Raw genomic sequence first — 19,022 nt, 5'->3', positions numbered from 1 at the left:
GGCGAGATGGGCGACGTCGAGTTCGAGATCGAGCGCACGGTCGCGGCGCCGATCGGCGAGGTCTTCGCCCGACTCGCCGACATCGAGGGGCACAACGCGTGGGTGCTCGGGCGGGGCAGCATCCTGCGCGGGACGCGGCAGACGTCGCCCGGCCCGGTGGTCGTGGGCACGACCTACGAGGACCGCACCCGGATGGGGACGATGCCGGGCGAGATCGCCGAGCTCGACGCCCCGAACCGGGTCGTCTACCACTGGTGGGACCGCAGCTCGTCGGGACGGACGAGGATGGAGGGCTGGCCCGGCTACACCCTCGAGGCAGTCGGCGAGGGGGCGACGCTCGTACGACATGACGTGCGGCTGCGGGCCAACGGCATCCGCGCGCTCGGTACGCCGGTGCTGAGGATCATCGCCCACCGTGAGCGGACGGCGACCATGGACGCGCTCGTGCGCTCCTTCGCCTAGCGCCTCGTCGGGTGCGGTCGGCGCAGGGAGTCGGGCAGCAGCCGGGCGCCCGACCCGCGCTCGCCGTGGACGTCGTCGGGGTTGGAGAAGACACAGGACCGCAGGCTCAGGCAGCCGCAGCCGATGCAGCCGTCGAGGCCGCTCTTGAGCCGCTGCAACGCCGCGATCTGCTCGTCGAGACGGCGGCCCCAGTGCCGGGAGATGCGCTGCCAGTCGGCCTTCGTCGGGGTGCGGTTGCCGGGCAACCGGCCCAGCTCCTCGCGGATCTCCTCGATGGTGAGGCCGACGTTGGACGCCGCGCGGATGAAGGCCAGCCGCCGCAGCACGTTCCGCTCGAACCGTCGCTGACCGCCACCGGACCGGTGTGCCTCGATGAGCCCCTCGGCCTCGTAGTAGCGGATCGCCGACGCGGCGAAGCCGCTGCGCCGCGAGATCTCTCCCATCGGGAGCAGGTCTCTACCATCCATCGTGCTCACCCCTTGAACTCAAGTTCACTTTAACTTGAACCATGGTGCCATGACGACGAAGACGACGGGAATGGTGGCACTGGTCACCGGGGGATCGACCGGGCTGGGGCTGGCGCTGAGCGCCGGGCTGGCGAGGCAGGGCTGGCAGGTGATCACGGACGGGCGCAGCGAGGAGAAGTTCAAGGGTGCAGCGCTCCCCGAGGCGGTGACGGTGGTCGTCGGCGACCTCACCGACGCCGACCACCGCGACCGCCTCCGGACGGAGGTGGAGCGCCACGGTCGGCTCGACCTCCTGGTCCACAACGCCAGCACCCTGGGCCCGCTGCCGATGCGCCCGCTGGCCGAGGTCGACATCCCCGACCTCATGCACGTCTGGCGGACCAACATCGGCGGCCCGCTGGTCCTCACGTCGGCGCTCCTGCCGTGGCTGCGCGAGGCGGACGGCGTGCTGCTGTCGATCAGCTCGGACGCGGCGGTCCAGCACTACGAGACGTGGGGGCTCTACGGCGCCAGCAAGGCGGCGCTCGACCACGTGACCCTGACCTACGCCGCCGAGACCGGCCTGCGGGCCTACGCCGTCGACCCCGGCGACATGCGGACGGCGATGCACCAGGACGCCTTCCCCGGCGAGGACATCTCGGACCGGCCGCTGCCGGAGACCGTCGTACCGCGCCTCCTCGCGCTGGTGGAGGCGCGGCCGGAGTCGGGTCGGTACGCCGCTGCCGACCTCGGAGGAGTCCTGGGATGACGCTCCTGCACGAGACGCCGCACACCCGCTTCTCACCATCGGCCTTCGCCCCGCAGCCGGCCGAGGACCGCGGCCTCGCGCGTGACGAGGTGCGCCTGCTGGTGGCGACACCGGACGGCCTGTCGCACGGACGCTTCCGCGACCTGCCCGACCACCTGCGCGCGGGCGACGTGCTGGTCGTCAACACGTCGGCCACGGTCGCTGCCGAGGTCGACGCCGACCTCGACGGGCGCCCGGTCGTGGTCCACGTCGCGCACCGCCTCGACGACGGCGACGCCGTCGTCGAGATGCGGACCGCGCCCGACGCGGCCCGGGCGCTCCTGACCGCGAGCACCGGCGAGGTGGTGCGTATCGGCGACGTACGCCTGGTCCTCCGCGAGCCGTGGCCCGGCGCGGCGTCGTCCCCGACGGGCACCGGCAACCGGCTCTGGCGCGCGTCGGTGCGCGGCGACCTGGACCGGCAGCTCGCCTGGAACGGCCGCCCCATCGCCTACGGCTACCTCGACCATCGCTACCCGCTCGAGGACTACCAGACCGTGTTCGGGACGCGGCCCGGCAGCGCCGAGATGGCGTCGGCCGCGCGGCCGTTCACCCACGAGCTCGTCACCCGGCTGGTCACCGCGGGCGTCCAGGTCGCGCCCGTCACGCTGCACACCGGGGTGTCGTCGCAGGAAGTCGGAGAGGCGCCCGGCCCGGAGTGGTTCGAGGTCACGCCCACGACCGCGCGCGTCATCAACCAGGCGCGGGCCAACGGCGGGCGCGTCGTCGCCGTCGGGACCACGGCGACCCGCGCGGTCGAGTCCACCGTGCGCGGGTCGACCGTGGTCGCAGGTCGCGGATGGACGGACCGGGTCGTCACGCCTGCCGCCCCACCCCGGGTCGTGGACGGCCTCGTCACCGGCTGGCACGACCCGATGGCGTCGCACCTCCTGCTCGTCGAGGCCGTCGCGGGCGCGCGCCTCACGCAGGCGGCGTACGACGCTGCGGTCGCCGAGGGCTACCTCTGGCACGAGTTCGGCGACTCGGCGTTGCTGCTGCGCAGGTGAGCGCGGGGCCGCCACGCCAATATTCCGACGAAACTGCGGGTTCCGCACCGCTTCGTGGTCCTACATTGGGCCAATGATTCTCGGGTCACACCGCGCGTCTGCCGACCTCGGTTCGCTCGAGCCGGGGACGCACCTGTGCGCGCTCGAACCCGACGCGACCACGCTCGGCCGGGTCGCCGCGACCTTCGTCGGGCAGGGCCTCGCCGCTGGCGACCAGCTTCTCTACGTCGCCTCCGAGGACCAGGTCGACGGCCTCGTCCGGAGCCTGTCGGAGCACCTCGACACAGGGCACGCCCTCGCCACCGGCCAGCTCCTGACCAGCTCGTTCGAGGACGCCTACGGATCGTCGCGGCCCGAGCACCTCGACACGGTCGCCGACGGCTTCCGGCTCGCGGCACAGCAGGCGCAGAAGCGCGGGTTCCCCCGCCTCCGCGTCGCCGCCCGGATGGACGACCTCGCCGCGCTGCTGGGCTCCGTGGACGACGTGGCGGCCTGGGAGCGGATGTCCACGCGCCTCCAGCGCGAGCTGCAGGTCAGCTCGGTCTGCCTCTACGACACGAGCCGGCTCGAGTCCGGCGAGACAGCGACGATCGCGCGCGAGCACGACGGCCTGGCCCCCGCGTTCGAGGTCTCCCCCATCGCCACGTTCCTCGCGGTGGACGAGCCGTGGGGCGTGCGCGTCACGGGAGAGGTGGACGTGACCAACCGCCGGCTCCTCCATCGGCTGGTGCTCTCGCGTGCCGCGGTGACACCGAGGCTGCGCGTCGACCTGGAGGGCGTGACGTTCGCCGATGCGGGCACGGTCGCCCGCCTCCGCTCCATCGCCGCCGCCCTCCCCGAGGGAGGCCAGCTCGTGCTGGCGCGCGTGCCGGCCGTCGTACGCCGCATCCTTGACGCCACCGGTCTCGGGCACGAAAGATTGAGGCTCGAGCCATGACCATGCCAGCCACGCACACGAGCCTCCTCTACGACAGCGACCGTCACTACGCGTCGGAGGCCGGGAGCTTCGTGCGCGACGGCCTCGAGCAGGGGCACCGCGCCCTGGTCATGGCGCCGCCGTCGCGTCTGGAGCTGCTGCAGTCCGAGCTCGGTCGCGACGCGGCCGAGGTCACGTTCGTCGAGGACGACATCGCCTACGAGCCGCAGTGGAGGGCCTACCGCGTCCTCCTCGACTTCGCGGCCGAGGCGCCGGAGGTCCGCTCCTGCGTGATCGCCGAGCAGACCCTGGAGACACGCTCGCCTGCCGAGCTCGTCGACTACCGCCGGCTCGAGTCCGCGATCAACGTGGTCTTCGCCGAGGCGGCGGTCGACCTCCTGTGCCCCTACGACGCGGGCCGGCTGCCGTCGGACCTCCTCGACATCGCACGGCACGCCCACAACGGCCTGCGGGTCGAGGGGAGCGTGGCCCCGAACCCCGCCTTCGCGGATCCGATGGCCGTCCTGGCCGGCCTGTCGGACGTGGCGCCGCCGCCCCCGGGGGCCACCACCCTCGAGTGCTCCCGCCACTCCGACCTCGCGGCGACCCGCCGGCTGGTCCGCGCGCGCGGCGCTGAGATCGGACTCGACCCGGACCTGGCCGCCGACGTCGAGCTCGCGCTCACCGAGGTGCTCACCAACGCCCTCCTGCACGGCTCGCCGCCCGCCCTCGTCCACCTCTACGAGGAGGCCGACATGTGGGTGTGCCACGTCCAGGACGGCGGCCGCCTGCCCGTCGACCCCCTCGCGGGCGTCCTACCACCCGCCGAGCCGTCCGAGCACGGCTACGGGCTGTGGCTGGCGCGACAGCTCGTCGCGGCCGTCGACGTCGGCACCGACCGCACCGGCACGCACGTGCGGCTGCACGCGCGGATGCCCGGCTGACCCGGCCTCAGCCCGAGGGTGCGTGTCGCGGGAGTCGCACCGCCACGACCGTGTGCCCCGGCTCCGACCGGACGTCGATCGCCCCGCCGTGCCGCTCGACGACGATCCGCCGCGAGATGTCGAGGCCGAGGCCCGTCCCCTTGCCGACCTCCTTGGTCGTGAAGAACGGCTCGAAGGCGTGGGCGGCGACCTCGTCGGTCATGCCCGCCCCGGTGTCGCAGACCTCGACCACGACGTGGCGCTCGTCCGCGTGGGTCCGCAGGGTGAGGGTGCCGGAGCCGTCCATCGCGTCGACCGCGTTGTCGATGAGGTTGGTCCACACCTGGTTGAGCTCACCGGGGTTCGCCGTGACGGCCGGCACGGAGTCGTCGTAGTCGCGCACGACCGTGACACCGCCGCGCAGCTTGTGGCCGAGCATGATCAGGGTGCTCTCCAGGCCGTCGACGACGCGGACGTCCTGGACGGCGGCGCGGTCGAGCTGGGAGTAGGACTTCACGGCGGAGACGAGGTCGGAGATGCGCCGGGTGGCGTCCTGCGCCTCCGCGATGAGCACCGCGGTCGTCACAGAGCTCGCCACCCACTCGAGGCCGGCCTGGAGGGCGGTGCCCGGCAGGGCCGACGCCACGCGGTCGAGCCACGCCGGCGAGACGCCCGCCGCTGCCAGCGCCGGGGCGATCACCCAGTCGCGGTCGACGGCGTGCTCGCCGAGCCAGTCGAGGAGCGACTCCTCGAGGTCGGCGAGGGCGACCCCGGTGGGCGCGGACGCGACGTCGATCGAGCGGCGCAGCTCGTCGAGAGCGACGAACTGGGACGCCGAGATCCCCTCGCCCGCGAGCTGCTGGAGCGAGGCGAACGTGTCGTCGCTCGACTGCTGGAGCGCGCCGACGGACCGGACGGCCGCTGAGGCCGGGTTGTTGATCTCGTGGGCGAGACCGGCCGCCAGGGTGCCCAGCGCGACGAGCGCCTCGCGCTGGCGGGCGTTGTGCTCGATGCGTCGGGCCGTGCCTATGAGGCCGCGCAGCAGGTGGACGGCGAAGGGGAACCAGTCCTCACCGACGCGTGCCAGCTCGGGTGCCGTCAGTCGGAAGACGCGCGTCGGCTCGACCACCCGCGCCGACCCCATGTAGATGCCGTGCTCGTCCCACGCACGGAAGCCCCCGGCCCACTGCCCGGCGGTCTCCATGGTCGCCATCACCGCCTCCTCGTGGCCGATGCGGCGCACGAGGTCGATGCGACCGGACAGGAGCACCCACCAGTCGTCGGCCGGGCGGCCCTCGTCGAAGAGGTGCGCCCCCGGCTCGTACGTCTCCTCCGTGCCCGCCGCTGCCAGCTGCGTCACCTGCGCGTCGGTGAAGCCCGCGAGGATCGGGACGGCACGCAGCTCGTCGGCCAGCGTCATGTCGTGGCCAGGTAACGGTGGACGAGGTAGACCGACATCGCCCCCTCGCCGACGGCCGACGCGACCCGCTTCATCGAGTCGCGGCGCACGTCGCCGGCGGCGAACACGCCGGGCACGCTGGTCTCCAGCGCGAAGGGGCCGCGCTCCAGCGGCCAATCGTCGTCGGCCGGGAGGTCGGGTCCGGTCAGCACGAAGCCCCGGTCGTCGCGGGAGACGACGTCGCCCAGCCAGTCGGTGCGCGGAGCCGCCCCGATGAAGACGAACACCCACCCGGTCTCGACCTCCTCGACGCGTCCCGCGGCGCGGTCGCACAGCGTGATCGCCTCGAGGTGCCCGTCGCCGCGGGCTCCGACGACCTCGGTCTGCAGCCGCACCTCGATCGTGGGCGCGGCCAGGATCCGGCCGACGAGGTACTGCGACATGGATGTCTCGAGGGAGTCGCTGCGCACCACCAGCACGACCCGCGCCGCGTAGCGGGCGAAGTTCAGCGCTGCCTGCCCGGCGGAGTTGGCCGCACCCACGACGTAGACGTCCTCTCCGGCCGTCTGCACCGCCTCGCTCGCGCTGGCGCCGTAGTAGAGCCCGCGCCCGACGACCTCGTCCAGCCCGGGTGCTCCCAGGCGTCGGTAGGACACGCCGCTGGCGACCAGCACGGCCCGGGCCTCGATGTCCGCCGAGCCGTCCAGGAGCACGGCGCGCACCGGGCCGCGCGTCTCGAACCCGACGACGTCGCGCGCCAGCACCATCTCGGCGCCGAATCGCCTCGCCTGGGCGACCGCCCGGTGGGTGAGGTCCGCCCCGGACAGACCGTTGGGGAAGCCGAGGTAGTTCTCGATGGACGCGCTCTGTCCCGCCTGCCCGCCGGGTGCGTCGCGCTCGACGACCACGGTCGCGAGCCCCTCGCTGGCGGCGTACACCGCTGCGGCGAGGCCGGCGGGGCCGGCACCGACGATGCAGAGGTCGTAGAGGGGCCGCTCCGCGCGCGTGCGCAGCCCGAGCGCACCGGCGAGCTCGACCATGGTGGGGGAGCGCAGCGCCGCACCGTCGGGCAGCGCGACGACGGGAAGGTCGTCGGCGCCCGCCTTCGCCAGCTCGAGCAGCCGGGTCGCCTCGTCCGCGGACCCGGCGTCACCGACCTCGAGCCAGCGGTAGGGCACGTGGTTGTGGGTGAGGAAGGTCTTGACGTCCACGGTCCGCTCGGACCACCGGTGCCCGACGACACGAACCTCGGAGTCGCGGTCGGGGTGGGCGTTGGCCCAGTCGCGGAGCAGCTCGTCGAGCACCGGGTAGAGCCGGTCCTCGGGCGGGTCCCACGGCTTCATCAGGTAGTAGTCGAGCGCGATGTCGTTGATCGCGCGGATCGCCACGTCGGTGTCGGCGTACGCCGTCAGGAGCAGCAGCTTGGAGTCGGGGGACTGCTGCCGCACCTCCCGCAGCACCTCGATGCCCGTCATCCCCGGCATCCGCTGGTCGGAGACGACGGCGGCAACCGGTCGGTCCTTCAGCAGCTGGTCGGCGAGGATCTCGAGCGCCTCCTGCCCCGACGTGGCCCGCAGGACCCGGTAGTCCTGGCCGTAGCGCTGGCGGAGGTCGCGCACGACGGCGGCCACCACGGCCGCGTCGTCGTCGACCGCGAGGATGGCGGGCTTCGCCATCGGCACCTCCCCGTTCGTTGCCGTCCCCGGACGCTACTGCCGCCGTGGCGCCGCACACAGGTGGTCAAGACCAGCTCACGACGTCGCCGAGGGCTGACATTCGCGGCCGGTGGCGTAGGATCGTCCTGTTGAAGGGACGGCTCCACGTCGCCCAGGCCGCGCACCATGCGCGGCCCGTATCTCGTTTTCCCTGGTTTTCGGTTCGCTGGACAATCAGCACGGATGGATGTCTTCAGCGGCTCGGCGGCACCTCGTCGCCGGCAGAGAACAAAGGAACAGATCATGGCTCAGGGCACCGTCAAGTGGTTCAACGCTGACAAGGGCTTCGGCTTCATCGCGCAGGACGGCGGCGGCGAGGACGTCTTCGTGCACTTCTCCGCGATCCAGTCCGGCGGCTTCAAGTCGCTCGACGAGAACCAGAAGGTCGAGTTCGACGTGACGCAGGGCCCCAAGGGCCCGCAGGCCGAGAACGTCAAGGTCGTCTGACGCACCCCGAGGAGCCCCGACCGCCCTGCGGTCGGGGCTCCTCGCGCGTCCGGCGCCTGCCCGGTCGGCACCTCTCGTGGTGATCGTCCTTCGGGGTGGACGACGTCGCCCCCGATCTGGGGCAGGCTCTGCGGCGTGAGCTCGTCGACTGAGCGGCGCGAAGCCGCGCGCACCCTGGCCCTCGTCTGGGTCGTCCTCGTCCTCGGCGTCCTGGCCACGGGTTGGCTGCTCACCGGACCGTTGGCCTCGGTGGTCGATCCCTGGGACGACGGCGTCGTGCGCTGGCTCGAGGAGCGCCGCACGCCCGGCCTCGACACGGCCGCGGCCGCAGGCAGCGCGATCGCCGACACCATCGTCGGGGTGGGACTGGCGGTGGCGGTCGGCCTCGCCGGCTCGTGGTGGCAGCGCTCGTGGCGCCCGCTCGTCTACTTCACCGTGCTCGTCGGGGGGTACCTCGCCCTCTACGTCGTCGTCACCCACCTGGTCCCGCGCGACCGCCCGCCGGTGGAGATCCTCGACCCCGGGCTGGTGCCCGACCACAGCTTCCCGTCCGGTCACATGGCCACCTCGATCGTCGTCTACGGCGGGATCGTGCTGTGGGTGTCCGCGGTCGCACCACGCTGGCGTGCCTGGGTCTGGCCACTGCTCCTCGCACCGCTGGTCGTCGCCCCCTCGCGGCTCTACCAGGGCGCCCACCACCCGACCGACGTGATCACCAGCCTGGTCGCCGCCACCGTCTGGCTCCTGGTGGTGGCCCGCGTGCTCCTCCCGGGGGAGGCGCGAGAGGAGCGTCAGGACCGCGCTGTCATGGTGGAGACATGACCTCCTTGCCGACCTCTGCGATCATCGTCGTGACCGGTGCCAACGGACTCGTGGGCAGCCGCGTCGTGTCCGCGTTGGGCGACCGCGGGGCGACCGTGCGCGCCGTCGTACGCCGGGTGGGCACCGCGCCGCAGCACCCCGGCGTCGAGGAGCACGTCGGCGACTTCGCCGACCCGGCGTTCGCGGCGACGGTGGTGGCCGGCGCCGACGCCCTCGTCACCACCGTCCACCCGCTGGGCAGCGGACGCGACGACCAGCGCCGGGTCGGGCTCGACGGCACCGTGGCCATCGCCGAGGCGGCGGTCGACGCCGGCGTCCCCCTGCTCGTGCACGTCTCGACCGCCGGCGTCTACGACCGCAGCCCGGAGGTCGGCGACGTCGACGAGTCCGCCGCTCTCGTGCCGGACGACTCGTCGGCCTACGGCGTGGTGAAGCGCGACGTCGATGCCGCGCTGGCGCGGATGGAGGGCACGACCCGGGTGCTGCTGCGTCCGCCGGCCATCCTCGGCCCCGGCGACACCTCGGTGTGGAACACCGTCCGCCCCGCGCAGATGAGGGACGACGAGGGCGAGCGGCACGCCAACCCCGACCAGACCTTCGCGTGGGTGCACGTCGACGACCTGGCGAGCATCGCCGCCGACCTCGCCACCGGTGCCATCGCGACGGCTGCCGACCCGGAAGCGGGTCCGGTCGAGGGCGGCTGCACGCCGGTCAACGTCGCCGGCGGCCCCGCCACGCAGCGCGACTACCTGGGCGCCGTCACCGAGGCGCTCGGCGTCGAGCCGACCTGGGACGAGGGGCCGGCGTGGGGCGGGCAGATCGTCGCCGAGCGCGCCCGGCGCTGGGGCTGGGCGCCGCGCGTCCACCTCGCCACGGCGCTGAAGGAGCTGAAGGCCGGCCTGCGGGGATGAACGCCCCGGCGTAGCCCGCCGACCGCCTGCTCGTTGGTGCCTGTGACCCCCGTCGCAGGAGAGATGCCATGCCCACGCTGCTGCACCGACCCACCGCCCGACTCCTTCCCCGGTTCCTGGCCGCCGTCGTCGCCGGCCTGCTCGCGGCCGCGGCCGCGCCGCTCGTCGGTGCGCCGGCCGCTGCGGCAGACACGGTCACCGCGACCGACGGCTGCCTGCAGAGCGTCCCGGACCCGGGCACCACTGCACCGGTCGACATCTGCTTCACGCTCTTCCGGCCGGCGGGTGCGACGAAGGACAGTCCGGTGCCGATGGTGCTGCACAGCCACGGCTGGGGCGGGAGTCGTACGACGGATCCCGCGGCGTTCGCCTACCTGACGGACTCCGGGTTCGGCGTGCTGAGCTTCGACCAGCGAGGCTTCGGCGAGAGCGGCGGCAGGGCCCACATCGAGAACCCCGACGTGGAGGGCAGGGACGTCCAGGCGATCGTCGACCTCGTCGCTGCCCAGCCGTGGGTGAAGACGCAGGGCCCGGGCGACCCGGTGCTCGGCGCGATCGGTGGGTCCTACGGCGGCGGCTACCAGTTCGTCGGGGCGCTCAGCGAGATCCGTGACCGCGGGGCGACCCGCTTCGACGCGCTGGTCCCCGAGATCACCTGGTTCAGCCTGACCGAGAGCCTGTTCCCGCAGGGCGTGCCGCGCACGGAGTGGGCGGCGGCGCTGACCGCGGCCGCGCTACCGACCGACGCCCTCCCGCCGCGGGTGGTGCAGGGCTTCGTCGAGGCGACAGCGACGGGCAACGTGCCGACGTACCTCCACGACTTCCTCGACCGCAACGGCCCCGAGTGGCACCTGCGGCAGGGTCGTCGGCTCGACGTGCCGGTGCTCTTCGGCCAGGGCGCGACCGACAACCTGTTCCCCCTCGACCAGGGGCTGAAGAACTTCGGCCGGGTGCTCACCGACAAGGCGCGCTCGAGGAGCATCTTCGTCGGCTACAACGGCGGGCACACCCTGCCGGCCGTGCTGCCGGCCGGGACCAACCTCGACATCCCGCTGGCCACGGCCGACGCATGCTCGACGACGCTGGGCAGCCCGGACTTCGCCGACCTCGGCCTCCGGTTCCTGCAGCAGAACCTCCAGGGCAGGCGGACCGGGCTGACCGGATTCGGCCGCTACCACCTGACCACCGCGGCCGGCGACCGCTGCGTCAGCGTCCCCGCGGTCGCGCCCACCACCTCCGTCGAGCTCGGCGAGGTCGTCACCACGGTCGGCGCCGGTGCTCCGCTCGCCTACCCGATCGCGCAGGGCCCGCTCACGATCGCCGGGTCGCCCACCCTCGACGCCCGGCTCACCGCCCTCGGTCTCGACAACCGCGCGTTCCTCGGACTGTCGGTCGGGACCAGCCCGCTCGACGCGCGGATCGTGCAGAACAACATGCTGCCGATCCGCGAGAACGGCATCGCGATCGACAAGCCGCGGCGTGGTGTCGAGCTCCCGTCGGTCGCCGTCGACGTGCCCGCCGGGCAGACGCTCTTCCTGACCGTCGCGCCGGTCTCCGACATGTCGGTCGGCTTCGGCAGCCGGGTGGTCGGAGCGATGCGGATGAAGGACGTGGTCGTCCACCTGCCGGTGACGAGCCGGTGAGGGACCCTCAGAAGTCCGTCGTCCCGCGCAGCCGCCGCGGCCTTCCGTCCGGGTCGTAGGCGTAGCGGTAGGCCGGCCTGGCCCACAGCGTCGTACGACGTGGGAGCGGGGGCGGCTCGTGCACCTGGACCCGGCTCCCGGGAGCGCCGACGCGTGAGGTCCACAGGTCGACCGGGTCGTCGAGCTCGGCGAGCCGCTGGTCGTCGTCGGGCAGGCCGAGGTGCTCGGCCCACAGCGAGGTGCGCAGCTCGCGCGGCAGCTCGCCGTCCGGGTCGACCACCGCGCAGGTGAGCTCGGAGTCGTGCGTCCACGAGCGGAGGTTGAGGTTGTCCGAGCCGATCGTCATCCACTCGTCGTCGACGATGCAGACCTTGGCGTGCACGTAGATCGGGGTGCCTTCGGCGTTGTGGAGGTCGTACATCATGAAGCGGTCGCCGCCGGCCTCCTTGAGCCGTTCCCACGCGACGCGCTGGCCGTGCTGGATCGGCGGGCCGCCGACGCGGGTGTCCTCCTCCGGGTGGCGCGGCACCACCGCGATCACCTGCAGGGCCGGCTCGCGGCGCAGCGCGTCGGCGAGCGTGGTGGCCACCAGGTCCGACCAGAAGTACTGGTCCTCGACGTAGACGAGCCTGCGAGCCCTGCTGAAGGCGCGTGAGTAGGCGCGCGCGATCGACCGCTCGCCGTCGGGTGCGAACGGGTAGCGGGGTCGCTTGAAGGGGTAGGTCCGCAGGATCTGCACCTGGTGCCGGCCGGCCTCCGGCGGCGGGTCCCAGCGCTCGGGCAGCTGCTCGGGACGGCGCGGCATCCGCGCGACGCGGTGCGCGACGGCGCGGTAGGGGTTGCGGTGGTCGAGCGGGGTCGCGTCGTCCCACCGCTCGGTGAAGGTGTCGAGCACGTGCGCCACCGCCGGTCCGCGGATCTCGGCCATCGCGTCGTGCCAGGGCGGAGCGTCGCCGTACCTGTCGTCGAGCGGTGGTGCCTGCGGGTCGCCCGCATGGTCGGCGTCGTCGCGCCGGCCGTGGCACAGGTCGATGCCACCGACGAACGCCACGTCCTCCTCGGGCCGACCCTTGCGGCGTACGACGAGGAGCTTCTGGTGGTGCGAGCCGCCCTTGCGCACGCGCTCGTCCAGCAGCGCCTCGCCGCCGCACTCGTTGATGATCCGGCCGAGGTGGCTGTTCTCCTCGCCGTTGAGCCGGCCCGGGTGGGAGCGCCACATCAGCGCCCGCACCTCGACGCCGCGAGCGGCCGCGTCACGGAGCAGCTCGGCGACCGTCGGTCCGTCCTCGGCTAGCCGCTCGTCGGCGTCGCCGCGCCAGTCGGTGAAGAAGATGCGGTCGCCGGCCGCGGTCGCCTCGACGAGCTGGACGAGGCGTGCGAAGTAGGCGGCGCCGTGCACACGCGGGACCACCAGGTTGCCGGAGGTCCAGGGGCGCTCCGTCTCCGGCAGGAACCACTCGCTCACCCCCTCAGGTTCCCAGCAGCTCGCGTTTCAGTCACCGTGCGGCGGTGGAGGTCCTGCGGCGCCTCTGTCGCGGGGGAGCGCGCGGGTGCAGACTCGGCGCATGCCCGGTCTCGAGCACACCGTGACGATCGACGCACCACCGGAGCGGGTCTGGGGGTTGCTGGTGGACGTCGAGCGCTGGCCGGAGCGGATCCCGACCGTCGACTCGGTCGAGCGCCTCGACGAGGGCCCGTTGACGGTCGGCTCCCGCACGCGCCTGCGGCAGCCGAAGCTCCCGGAAGCGGTGTGGACGGTCACGGAGCTCGACGAGGGTCGCTCGTTCGTGTGGGAGTCGCGGTCGCCAGGGGTTTCGATCACGGCCAGCCACCTGGTGGAGCCGCAGGCCGGGGCCACCCGCCTGACGCTGGCGGTCACGATCTCGGGCCCCATGGCTCCGGTCGGCTGGCTGATGACGAAGGGGCTGACGAGGCGCTACGTCGAGACCGAGGCTGCGTCGCTCACGCGGGCGGCGGAGGACGGCGCCGGCTGACCGGGCGGCGGCGTGAGGTCGTGCCAGCCAGTTTTCACGGCCGAAACATTCGCGGACGCCGCCCACAACATCGACTTCCTACCGTCCTCGGCATGACCAAGCGCCAGCGGATCGTCGTCGTCGGGCACGGCATGGTGGGCCACCGGTTCGCCCAGGCCGCCGTCGAGCGCGGCCTCACTGAGACCCACGACGTCGTGATCTTCGGCGAGGAGCCGCGCGCGGCCTACGACCGGGTCGCCCTCACGAGCTGGTTCGGCTCCGGCTCGGACGCCCTGTCGCTCCTGCCCGGCGGGGAGTACGACGACCCGCGGGTGCGGCTGGTGCTCGACAGCGTCGTGACCGAGATCGACCGCGCCGCGCGGACGGTGACGGTCGTGTCGCCGCCGTCGGCCGTGGATGACCTCCTGGCGAACCCCGGCGCCGTCACCGTCCACGAGTACGACGTGCTGGTGCTCGCCACGGGTGCGGCGCCGTTCGTCCCGCCGGTCGAGGGCCGCGGCAAGGACGGTTGCTTCGTCTACCGCACCATCGAGGACCTCGAGGCGATCCGGGCGGCCAGTGCCGCGGCGACCAGCGGCGTCGTGATCGGCGGCGGGCTGCTCGGTCTGGAGGCCGCCAACGCGCTCGTCCAGCTCGGCCTCGACACCCACGTCGTCGAGATGGCGCCGCGGCTCATGCCGGTCCAGCTCGACGGCGCTGCGGGCGCGACGCTCGTGCGGCACATCGAGCGCCTCGGCGTCTCCGTGCACACCGGCGTGGTGACCGAGGCCATCCTCGGAGACCACAGCGAGGGCGGGGCGGCGGTCACCGGGCTCCGACTTCGGCAGGCCGGCACCGAGGCGGGCGCGCCGACGGAGGTCGTCGACGCCCAGGTCGTGGTCTTCTCCGCCGGCATCAGGCCGCGCGACGTCCTGGCCCGCGAGTGCGACCTCGAGGTGGCCCCCCGCGGCGGCGTGCTCGTCGACGAGCAGTGCCGCACCGCCGACCCGCACGTCTTCGCGATCGGTGAGTGCGCGGCTCCCGGCGGCACGATGTACGGCCTGGTCGCCCCTGGCTACGCGATGGCCGAGGTCGTCGTCGATGCGCTCCTCGACGGCCCCGGCACCTTCACCGGCGCCGACATGTCCACCAAGCTCAAGCTCCTCGGCATCGACGTGGCCAGCTTCGGCGACGCGTTCGCGACGACCGACGGCGCGCTCGAGCTGACGTACGCCGACGCGGTCGCCGGCGTCTACAAGAAGCTCGTCGTCAGTGACGACGGTCGGCGGCTGCTCGGCGGGATCCTCGTGGGCGACGCGTCGGCGTACGGCGTGCTCCGGCCGATGGTCAGCAGCGGGCTCGCGCTGCCCGACAACCCCGAGCAGCTGATCCTGCCCGCCAGCAGCGGCGTGCAGCTCGGCATGCCGGACGAGGCGCAGGTCTGCTCGTGCAACGACGTGACGAAGGCCGACATCCTCCACGCGGTCACCGAGCAGGGCTGCGAGACCGTGGCGGACGTCAAGCAGTGCACGCGGGCGGGCTCGACGTGCGGGTCGTGCGTGGCGACGGTGAAGAACGTCATCGAGGACCACTTCGCGAGCGTCGGCAAGGTCGTCGACAAGGGCCTGTGCGAGCACTTCCGGCTCACCCGGCAGGAGCTCTTCGACGTCGTGGCGGTGCACGGCTACCGGCGCTTCGACGACATCGTCGCCGCCCACGGCACGGGCCGTGGCTGCGACGTCTGCAAGCCCGCGATCGCCAGCATCCTGGCCAGCCAGACCAGCTCCCACATCCTCGAGCCGGCGACCGCGGAGCTGCAGGACACCAACGACGCCTACCTCGCGAACATCCAGCGCAACGGCACCTACTCCGTCGTCCCGCGCATCCCCGGCGGCGAGATCACGCCCGACAAGCTCATCGTGATCGGCGAGGTGGCGCGCGACTACGGGCTCTACACGAAGATCACCGGCGGGCAGCGGATCGACCTCTTCGGCGCCCGGATGGAGCAGCTGCCCGCGATCTGGCGGCGGCTGGTCGACGCGGGCTTCGAGTCGGGGCAGGCCTACGGCAAGTCGCTGCGCACGGTGAAGTCGTGCGTCGGGTCGACCTGGTGCCGCTTCGGCGTGCAGGACTCGGTGGGGCTCGCGATCGCGCTGGAGCTGCGCTACCGCGGCCTGCGCAGCCCCCACAAGCTCAAGGGAGGGGTCAGCGGCTGCGCCCGCGAGTGCGCCGAGGCGCGCGGCAAGGACTTCGGCGTGATCGCGACGGAGAAGGGGTGGAACCTCTACGTCGGCGGCAACGGCGGTGCGACGCCGGCCCACGCGCGGCTGCTCGCGGGCGACCTCTCGACCGAGACGCTGGTGTCCTACCTCGACCGCTTCCTCATGTACTACGTCCGCACCGCCGACCGGCTCCAGCGCACCTCGACCTGGATCGACCAGCTCGACGGCGGGCTCGATCGGGTCCGGTCCGTCGTCGTCGACGACTCGCTCGGCCTCGGCGCGGAGCTGGAGTCGGAGATGGCGCGCCACGTCGGCGGCTACGAGGACGAGTGGCGCGCGACGCTCGAGGACCCGGCCAAGCTCGCCCGGTTCGTGACGTTCGTCAACGCGCCGGACACCCCCGACCCGTCCATCGCCTTCACGACCGAGCGCGACCAGATCCAGCCGATCGCTCCGGCCCTCATCCCCGTGGGAGCACCCGCATGACCACCGTCGCCGTCTCCCTGACCCCGGTCTGCGCGGCCGACGCGATCCCGCTGGAGGGCGGGGTCGCCGCCCTGGTCGACGGAGCGGCCGTGGCGGTCTTCCGCTCCTTCGACGGGTCGGTCTTCGCCCTCTCCAACGTCGACCCCTTCAGCGGTGCGTCGGTGCTCTCGCGCGGCATCGTCGGCACCCGCGGCGACGCGCCGGTGGTGAGCTCGCCGATGTACAAGCAGGCCTTCGACCTCCGCACCGGCGCCTGCCTCGACGACGCGGCGGTGCGGGTGACGGCGTACGACGTCACGGTGGTCGACGGCGTCGTGCACGTCGGGCCGGCCCGGGTGGTCTCGTGAGCCTCCCTCTCTCGGGATTCCGGATCGGGGTCACGGCTGCCCGCAAGGCCGAGGAGCAGGTGGCCCTGCTGGAGCGCCGCGGCGCCACGGTCGAGTGGGCGGCGGCGCTGTCGCTCGAGCCCAACCACGTCGACCTCGGCGAGCTGCTGGCCGCGACCAAGGAGGTCATCCTCGGACCGGTCGACTTGTTCCTCGCCACGACCGGCATCGGCATGAGGACCTGGCTCTCGGCGGCCACCGACGCCGGGCTGTACGACGACCTGGTCGCCGCGCTCGGCTCCGCGGAGATCCTGGCCCGCGGCCCGAAGAGCGTCGGCGTGCTGCGGGCCAACGGCCTGCGCGAGCTCTGGGCGCCGGAGTCGGAGTGCTTCGAGGACGTGCTCGCCCACCTCCGTGGCCGCGACCTGACCGGCAAGCGCATCGTCGTGCAGGAGCACGGCCAGTCGCTGTCGATGGCCGCCCACGCGCTCCGCAGGCAGGGTGCGTCGGTGGTGACCGTGCCGATCTACCGGGTGGCGTCGGCGGACGACCCGTCGCCGATGTTCCACCTGATCGACCTGATCGCCGACCGCGAGCTCGACGCGGTCACCTTCACCTCGGCGCCCGCGGTCGCCGCGCTGATGGAGGCCGCCTTCTCCGTCGGCCGCCGCGACGACGTGATCAGTGCCTTCCAGTCCGACGTCGTCGCCTCCTGCGTCGGCCCGGTGACCGCGGCGGCGTTCGAGATGTGGGGCGTCCCGACGATCGTCCCCGACCGCTCCCGCCTGGCCGGGATGGTCAAGCAGCTGGAGACCGAGCTCCCGACGCGACGGGACGGGATCGACGTACGCCTCGCCGACGGGCGGACCCTCATCGTGCACACGGACTCGCTCCTCCTGGACGGGGTGCCGGTCGAGCTGTCACCCGCGCCGCTGTCCGTCCTCCTGTCGCTGCTCGTCAACCCCGGCCATGTCGTGTCCCGCCGCGCGCTGCTGGCCGCGCTGCCGTCCGGTCAGGCCGGCTCCGAGCACGCCGTCGAGATGGCCGTCGCCCGGTTGCGAGCGGCCATCGGGACGAAGGCGGTGCTCACCGTGGTGAAGCGGGGCTACCGGCTCGCGGTGGGGTGAGCCGCCGCCTCAGGTCTCGCCGCCGATGTCGAACTCGTACGCCTCGAAGACAAGGTCGGCGCCCCGCTGCCGGTGCCGGACGAGTCGTCCGAGGAGGGCCGTGGCCGAGCTGCGTACGCCGTCCACGTCCGCGACGACGTCCGGTCCCGCCACCCGGGTCAGCAGGTCGTCGAGCTGACCACCGACCAGCAGGTGGTCCCGCGTGAGGCCGTCCACGGCACCGGCCAGTCGCGGCGAGGTCTGGAGGAGCTCGAGGTAGAGCCCCTTCGGCCCCTCGGTGAGGTCGACGTGCGCGCGGAAGTCGCCCGAGACCTCGGCCAGGGCGGCCTCGACACGTTGGGTCCACCGCGAGAGGTCGGAGACGGCCGGCGACGCCAGGGCGTCCTCCAGCGCACTCATCGACTCGCGCAGCTCGGCACGGTGACGCCGCAGCTCCTCGAGGAGCTCCCGGTCTGATGCTGACGGGCTCTCGTCCACCGACTCCTCCGGCCTGCGCGATCGCAGCTGACCAGTGTCGGGGTGTGCCCCCCGGCGGTGAGCCGACGCCGATCGTGCGTGTTTCGTGCCTACTGCTGGGATGCCATCTGGTCGGCCGTGAGGCCGAGCTGAGCCATCATGGATCCGGTGTCGAAGTACGTCTTCTGACTCTGGACCTTGCCGTTCTTGAACTCCATGACGTCACAGAGCTGCAGGGTCATCGACCGCCCGGTGGCGGGGATGTCACCCATGCTCGTCGCCAGGGTCCCGGTGTGGGTGCCCCGTCCGGTGAACTCGACCACCACGTAGTCGCCCGACGCGATCACCCGGTCCACCGTCACCTTGCCGTCCGGGAAGCCGTCGGCCCACATCGTGTTGTACGCGTGTGAACCCTCGATGCCCTCGAACGTGTCTCCCGAGCCGACGATGGTGATCGTCGCGTCCGGGGCTGTCGCCTCGGCCATCTCGTCGAAGTTCCGCTCGTTCCATGCTTCGTGCAACCTGCGTGCGAGGTCTGCGTTGTCTGCCATCTGAGCCTCCGCTCCGGCGCCAGCTCACTCGACCTCACGCTAGACCCGACACCACGCGATTTGAAGGCTGGAATCCGTGGAAGTGGGTACCTTCGAGGAGAATGAGGTGAGCGTGATGTTCAGGTCCCGATACATGCCCTGCGACGAGTGCGGCGCGTCGGTCGACCGGGCAGCCGGTCGGGAGCACGAGTGTTCATCGGAGCGTCGGACCGACTTCGAGATGTTCGGGCTCCGGGGCGAGGTCGCGCAGCTGGAATCGGGCGTACGCCACTACCTCGCGACGGCTGGCGGGCGTTTCGAGGCCTGGCTCGCCGCGCGGCACGTACGCGGGCGGTCCTGACAGGGTCTTGCGGCGCCTGCACCGGCGACCGACGATGGTCGG

20 protein-coding genes are annotated in these 19,022 nt (G+C 72.7%); 14 read left to right on the top strand and 6 right to left on the bottom strand.

All coding sequences use genetic code 11. From position 1 onward, the window contains the following. Positions 1-6 precede the first annotated feature (6 nt). Entirely contained in the window at positions 7-462 is a 456-nt protein-coding gene (locus JOD65_RS00965) for an SRPBCC family protein (RefSeq protein WP_191194179.1), read from the top strand. On the opposite strand, the gene soxR is transcribed toward JOD65_RS00965, so the two are convergent. Then, a complete protein-coding gene (soxR, locus tag JOD65_RS00960; protein ID WP_191194180.1) occupies positions 459-929 on the bottom strand; it encodes a redox-sensitive transcriptional activator SoxR in 471 nt (156 codons plus the stop codon). The genes JOD65_RS00965 and soxR overlap by 4 nt on opposite strands. Positions 930-978: 49 nt before the next feature. On the opposite strand from soxR, the gene JOD65_RS00955 reads away from it, so the two are divergent. From JOD65_RS00955 to JOD65_RS00940, 4 genes are all read left to right on the top strand, one after another. Next, on the top strand, positions 979-1,677 hold the full coding sequence (locus JOD65_RS00955; RefSeq protein WP_191194181.1) for an SDR family NAD(P)-dependent oxidoreductase: 699 nt from the start codon (positions 979-981) through the stop codon (positions 1,675-1,677). Next, positions 1,674-2,723, top strand: a complete 1,050-nt coding sequence (locus JOD65_RS00950; protein WP_191194182.1) for an S-adenosylmethionine:tRNA ribosyltransferase-isomerase — start codon at positions 1,674-1,676, stop codon at positions 2,721-2,723. Before JOD65_RS00955 ends, JOD65_RS00950 begins: the two co-directional genes overlap by 4 nt. A gap of 73 nt (positions 2,724-2,796) precedes the next feature. Beyond that, on the top strand, positions 2,797-3,660 hold the full coding sequence (locus JOD65_RS00945) for an MEDS and STAS domain-containing protein (RefSeq protein WP_191194183.1): 864 nt from the start codon (positions 2,797-2,799) through the stop codon (positions 3,658-3,660). Beyond that, a complete protein-coding gene (locus JOD65_RS00940; protein ID WP_191194184.1) occupies positions 3,657-4,583 on the top strand; it encodes an anti-sigma factor RsbA family regulatory protein in 927 nt (308 codons plus the stop codon). The genes JOD65_RS00945 and JOD65_RS00940 overlap by 4 nt, the downstream gene beginning before the upstream one ends. A 7-nt stretch (positions 4,584-4,590) precedes the next feature. On the opposite strand, the gene JOD65_RS00935 is transcribed toward JOD65_RS00940, so the two are convergent. Both JOD65_RS00935 and JOD65_RS00930 read right to left on the bottom strand, forming a co-directional pair. Next, on the bottom strand, positions 4,591-5,982 hold the full coding sequence (locus tag JOD65_RS00935; RefSeq protein WP_191194185.1) for a sensor histidine kinase: 1,392 nt from the start codon (positions 5,980-5,982) through the stop codon (positions 4,591-4,593). After that, a complete protein-coding gene (locus JOD65_RS00930) occupies positions 5,979-7,637 on the bottom strand; it encodes an NAD(P)/FAD-dependent oxidoreductase (RefSeq protein WP_191194186.1) in 1,659 nt (552 codons plus the stop codon). Before JOD65_RS00930 ends, JOD65_RS00935 begins: the two co-directional genes overlap by 4 nt. 282 nt (positions 7,638-7,919) lie before the next feature. Here JOD65_RS00930 and JOD65_RS00925 point away from each other — a divergent pair, with 282 nt between their 5' ends. The 4 genes from JOD65_RS00925 to JOD65_RS00910 all read left to right on the top strand — a co-directional run bounded on the left by JOD65_RS00925 (position 7,920) and on the right by JOD65_RS00910 (position 11,499). Then, positions 7,920-8,123 (top strand): cold-shock protein, encoded by a 204-nt coding sequence (locus JOD65_RS00925; protein WP_191194187.1) that lies wholly within the window; start codon positions 7,920-7,922, stop codon positions 8,121-8,123. Positions 8,124-8,258: 135 nt separating this feature from the next. Further along, positions 8,259-8,945, top strand: coding sequence for a phosphatase PAP2 family protein (locus tag JOD65_RS00920; RefSeq protein ID WP_191194188.1), 687 nt, complete (start codon positions 8,259-8,261; stop codon positions 8,943-8,945). Next, positions 8,942-9,856, top strand: a complete 915-nt coding sequence (locus JOD65_RS00915) for an NAD-dependent epimerase/dehydratase family protein (RefSeq protein ID WP_191194189.1) — start codon at positions 8,942-8,944, stop codon at positions 9,854-9,856. The genes JOD65_RS00920 and JOD65_RS00915 overlap by 4 nt, the downstream gene beginning before the upstream one ends. Positions 9,857-9,924: 68 nt before the next feature. Continuing rightward, positions 9,925-11,499, top strand: coding sequence for an alpha/beta fold hydrolase (locus tag JOD65_RS00910; protein ID WP_191194190.1), 1,575 nt, complete (start codon positions 9,925-9,927; stop codon positions 11,497-11,499). A gap of 7 nt (positions 11,500-11,506) precedes the next feature. Here the strand turns inward: JOD65_RS00910 and JOD65_RS00905 are convergent, their stop codons facing one another. Continuing rightward, positions 11,507-12,964 carry a phospholipase D-like domain-containing protein gene (locus JOD65_RS00905; protein WP_191194191.1) on the bottom strand — a complete coding sequence of 486 codons (1,458 nt, stop codon included), beginning with the start codon at positions 12,962-12,964 and terminating at the stop codon, positions 11,507-11,509. Between the two features lie 100 nt (positions 12,965-13,064). Here JOD65_RS00905 and JOD65_RS00900 point away from each other — a divergent pair, with 100 nt between their 5' ends. The 4 genes from JOD65_RS00900 (at position 13,065) to JOD65_RS00885 (ending at position 17,633) form a co-directional block, all read left to right on the top strand. After that, entirely contained in the window at positions 13,065-13,493 is a 429-nt protein-coding gene (locus JOD65_RS00900) for an SRPBCC family protein (RefSeq protein WP_191194192.1), read from the top strand. Between the two features lie 92 nt (positions 13,494-13,585). Next, entirely contained in the window at positions 13,586-16,180 is a 2,595-nt protein-coding gene (gene nirB / locus JOD65_RS00895; RefSeq protein WP_191194193.1) for a nitrite reductase large subunit NirB, read from the top strand. Further along, complete coding sequence (nirD, locus tag JOD65_RS00890) at positions 16,177-16,527, top strand: nitrite reductase small subunit NirD (protein WP_191194194.1); 351 nt, start codon at positions 16,177-16,179, stop codon at positions 16,525-16,527. Before nirB ends, nirD begins: the two co-directional genes overlap by 4 nt. Next, positions 16,524-17,633 carry a uroporphyrinogen-III synthase gene (locus JOD65_RS00885; protein WP_191194195.1) on the top strand — a complete coding sequence of 370 codons (1,110 nt, stop codon included), beginning with the start codon at positions 16,524-16,526 and terminating at the stop codon, positions 17,631-17,633. Before nirD ends, JOD65_RS00885 begins: the two co-directional genes overlap by 4 nt. Positions 17,634-17,642: 9 nt before the next feature. Here the strand turns inward: JOD65_RS00885 and JOD65_RS00880 are convergent, their stop codons facing one another. Together JOD65_RS00880 and JOD65_RS00875 are read right to left on the bottom strand one after the other, a co-directional pair. Beyond that, a complete protein-coding gene (locus JOD65_RS00880) occupies positions 17,643-18,110 on the bottom strand; it encodes a hypothetical protein (RefSeq protein WP_191194196.1) in 468 nt (155 codons plus the stop codon). Between the two features lie 89 nt (positions 18,111-18,199). Beyond that, complete coding sequence (locus JOD65_RS00875; protein ID WP_191194197.1) at positions 18,200-18,640, bottom strand: ester cyclase; 441 nt, start codon at positions 18,638-18,640, stop codon at positions 18,200-18,202. Positions 18,641-18,746: 106 nt separating this feature from the next. Between JOD65_RS00875 and JOD65_RS00870 the strand changes: the two genes are divergently transcribed. Beyond that, positions 18,747-18,980 carry a hypothetical protein gene (locus JOD65_RS00870; RefSeq protein ID WP_191194198.1) on the top strand — a complete coding sequence of 78 codons (234 nt, stop codon included), beginning with the start codon at positions 18,747-18,749 and terminating at the stop codon, positions 18,978-18,980. The last annotated feature ends 42 nt before the right edge of the window (positions 18,981-19,022 follow it).

It is taken from the genome of Nocardioides cavernae (assembly GCF_016907475.1).
Classification (GTDB): domain Bacteria; phylum Actinomycetota; class Actinomycetes; order Propionibacteriales; family Nocardioidaceae; genus Nocardioides; species Nocardioides cavernae.
Note: the sequence above shows the minus strand (reverse complement) of the source record. Positions and strands in the feature narration are given on the sequence as shown.

Coding starts and splice junctions, on each gene's coding strand:
- JOD65_RS00965 (WP_191194179.1), top strand. CDS start 7: ATGGGCGACGTCGAGTTCGAGATCGAGCGCACGGTCGCGGCGCCGATC.
- soxR (WP_191194180.1), bottom strand. CDS start 929: ATGGATGGTAGAGACCTGCTCCCGATGGGAGAGATCTCGCGGCGCAGC.
- JOD65_RS00955 (WP_191194181.1), top strand. CDS start 979: ATGACGACGAAGACGACGGGAATGGTGGCACTGGTCACCGGGGGATCG.
- JOD65_RS00950 (WP_191194182.1), top strand. CDS start 1,674: ATGACGCTCCTGCACGAGACGCCGCACACCCGCTTCTCACCATCGGCC.
- JOD65_RS00945 (WP_191194183.1), top strand. CDS start 2,797: ATGATTCTCGGGTCACACCGCGCGTCTGCCGACCTCGGTTCGCTCGAG.
- JOD65_RS00940 (WP_191194184.1), top strand. CDS start 3,657: ATGACCATGCCAGCCACGCACACGAGCCTCCTCTACGACAGCGACCGT.
- JOD65_RS00935 (WP_191194185.1), bottom strand. CDS start 5,982: ATGACGCTGGCCGACGAGCTGCGTGCCGTCCCGATCCTCGCGGGCTTC.
- JOD65_RS00930 (WP_191194186.1), bottom strand. CDS start 7,637: ATGGCGAAGCCCGCCATCCTCGCGGTCGACGACGACGCGGCCGTGGTG.
- JOD65_RS00925 (WP_191194187.1), top strand. CDS start 7,920: ATGGCTCAGGGCACCGTCAAGTGGTTCAACGCTGACAAGGGCTTCGGC.
- JOD65_RS00915 (WP_191194189.1), top strand. CDS start 8,942: ATGACCTCCTTGCCGACCTCTGCGATCATCGTCGTGACCGGTGCCAAC.
- JOD65_RS00910 (WP_191194190.1), top strand. CDS start 9,925: ATGCCCACGCTGCTGCACCGACCCACCGCCCGACTCCTTCCCCGGTTC.
- JOD65_RS00900 (WP_191194192.1), top strand. CDS start 13,065: ATGCCCGGTCTCGAGCACACCGTGACGATCGACGCACCACCGGAGCGG.
- nirB (WP_191194193.1), top strand. CDS start 13,586: ATGACCAAGCGCCAGCGGATCGTCGTCGTCGGGCACGGCATGGTGGGC.
- nirD (WP_191194194.1), top strand. CDS start 16,177: ATGACCACCGTCGCCGTCTCCCTGACCCCGGTCTGCGCGGCCGACGCG.
- JOD65_RS00875 (WP_191194197.1), bottom strand. CDS start 18,640: ATGGCAGACAACGCAGACCTCGCACGCAGGTTGCACGAAGCATGGAAC.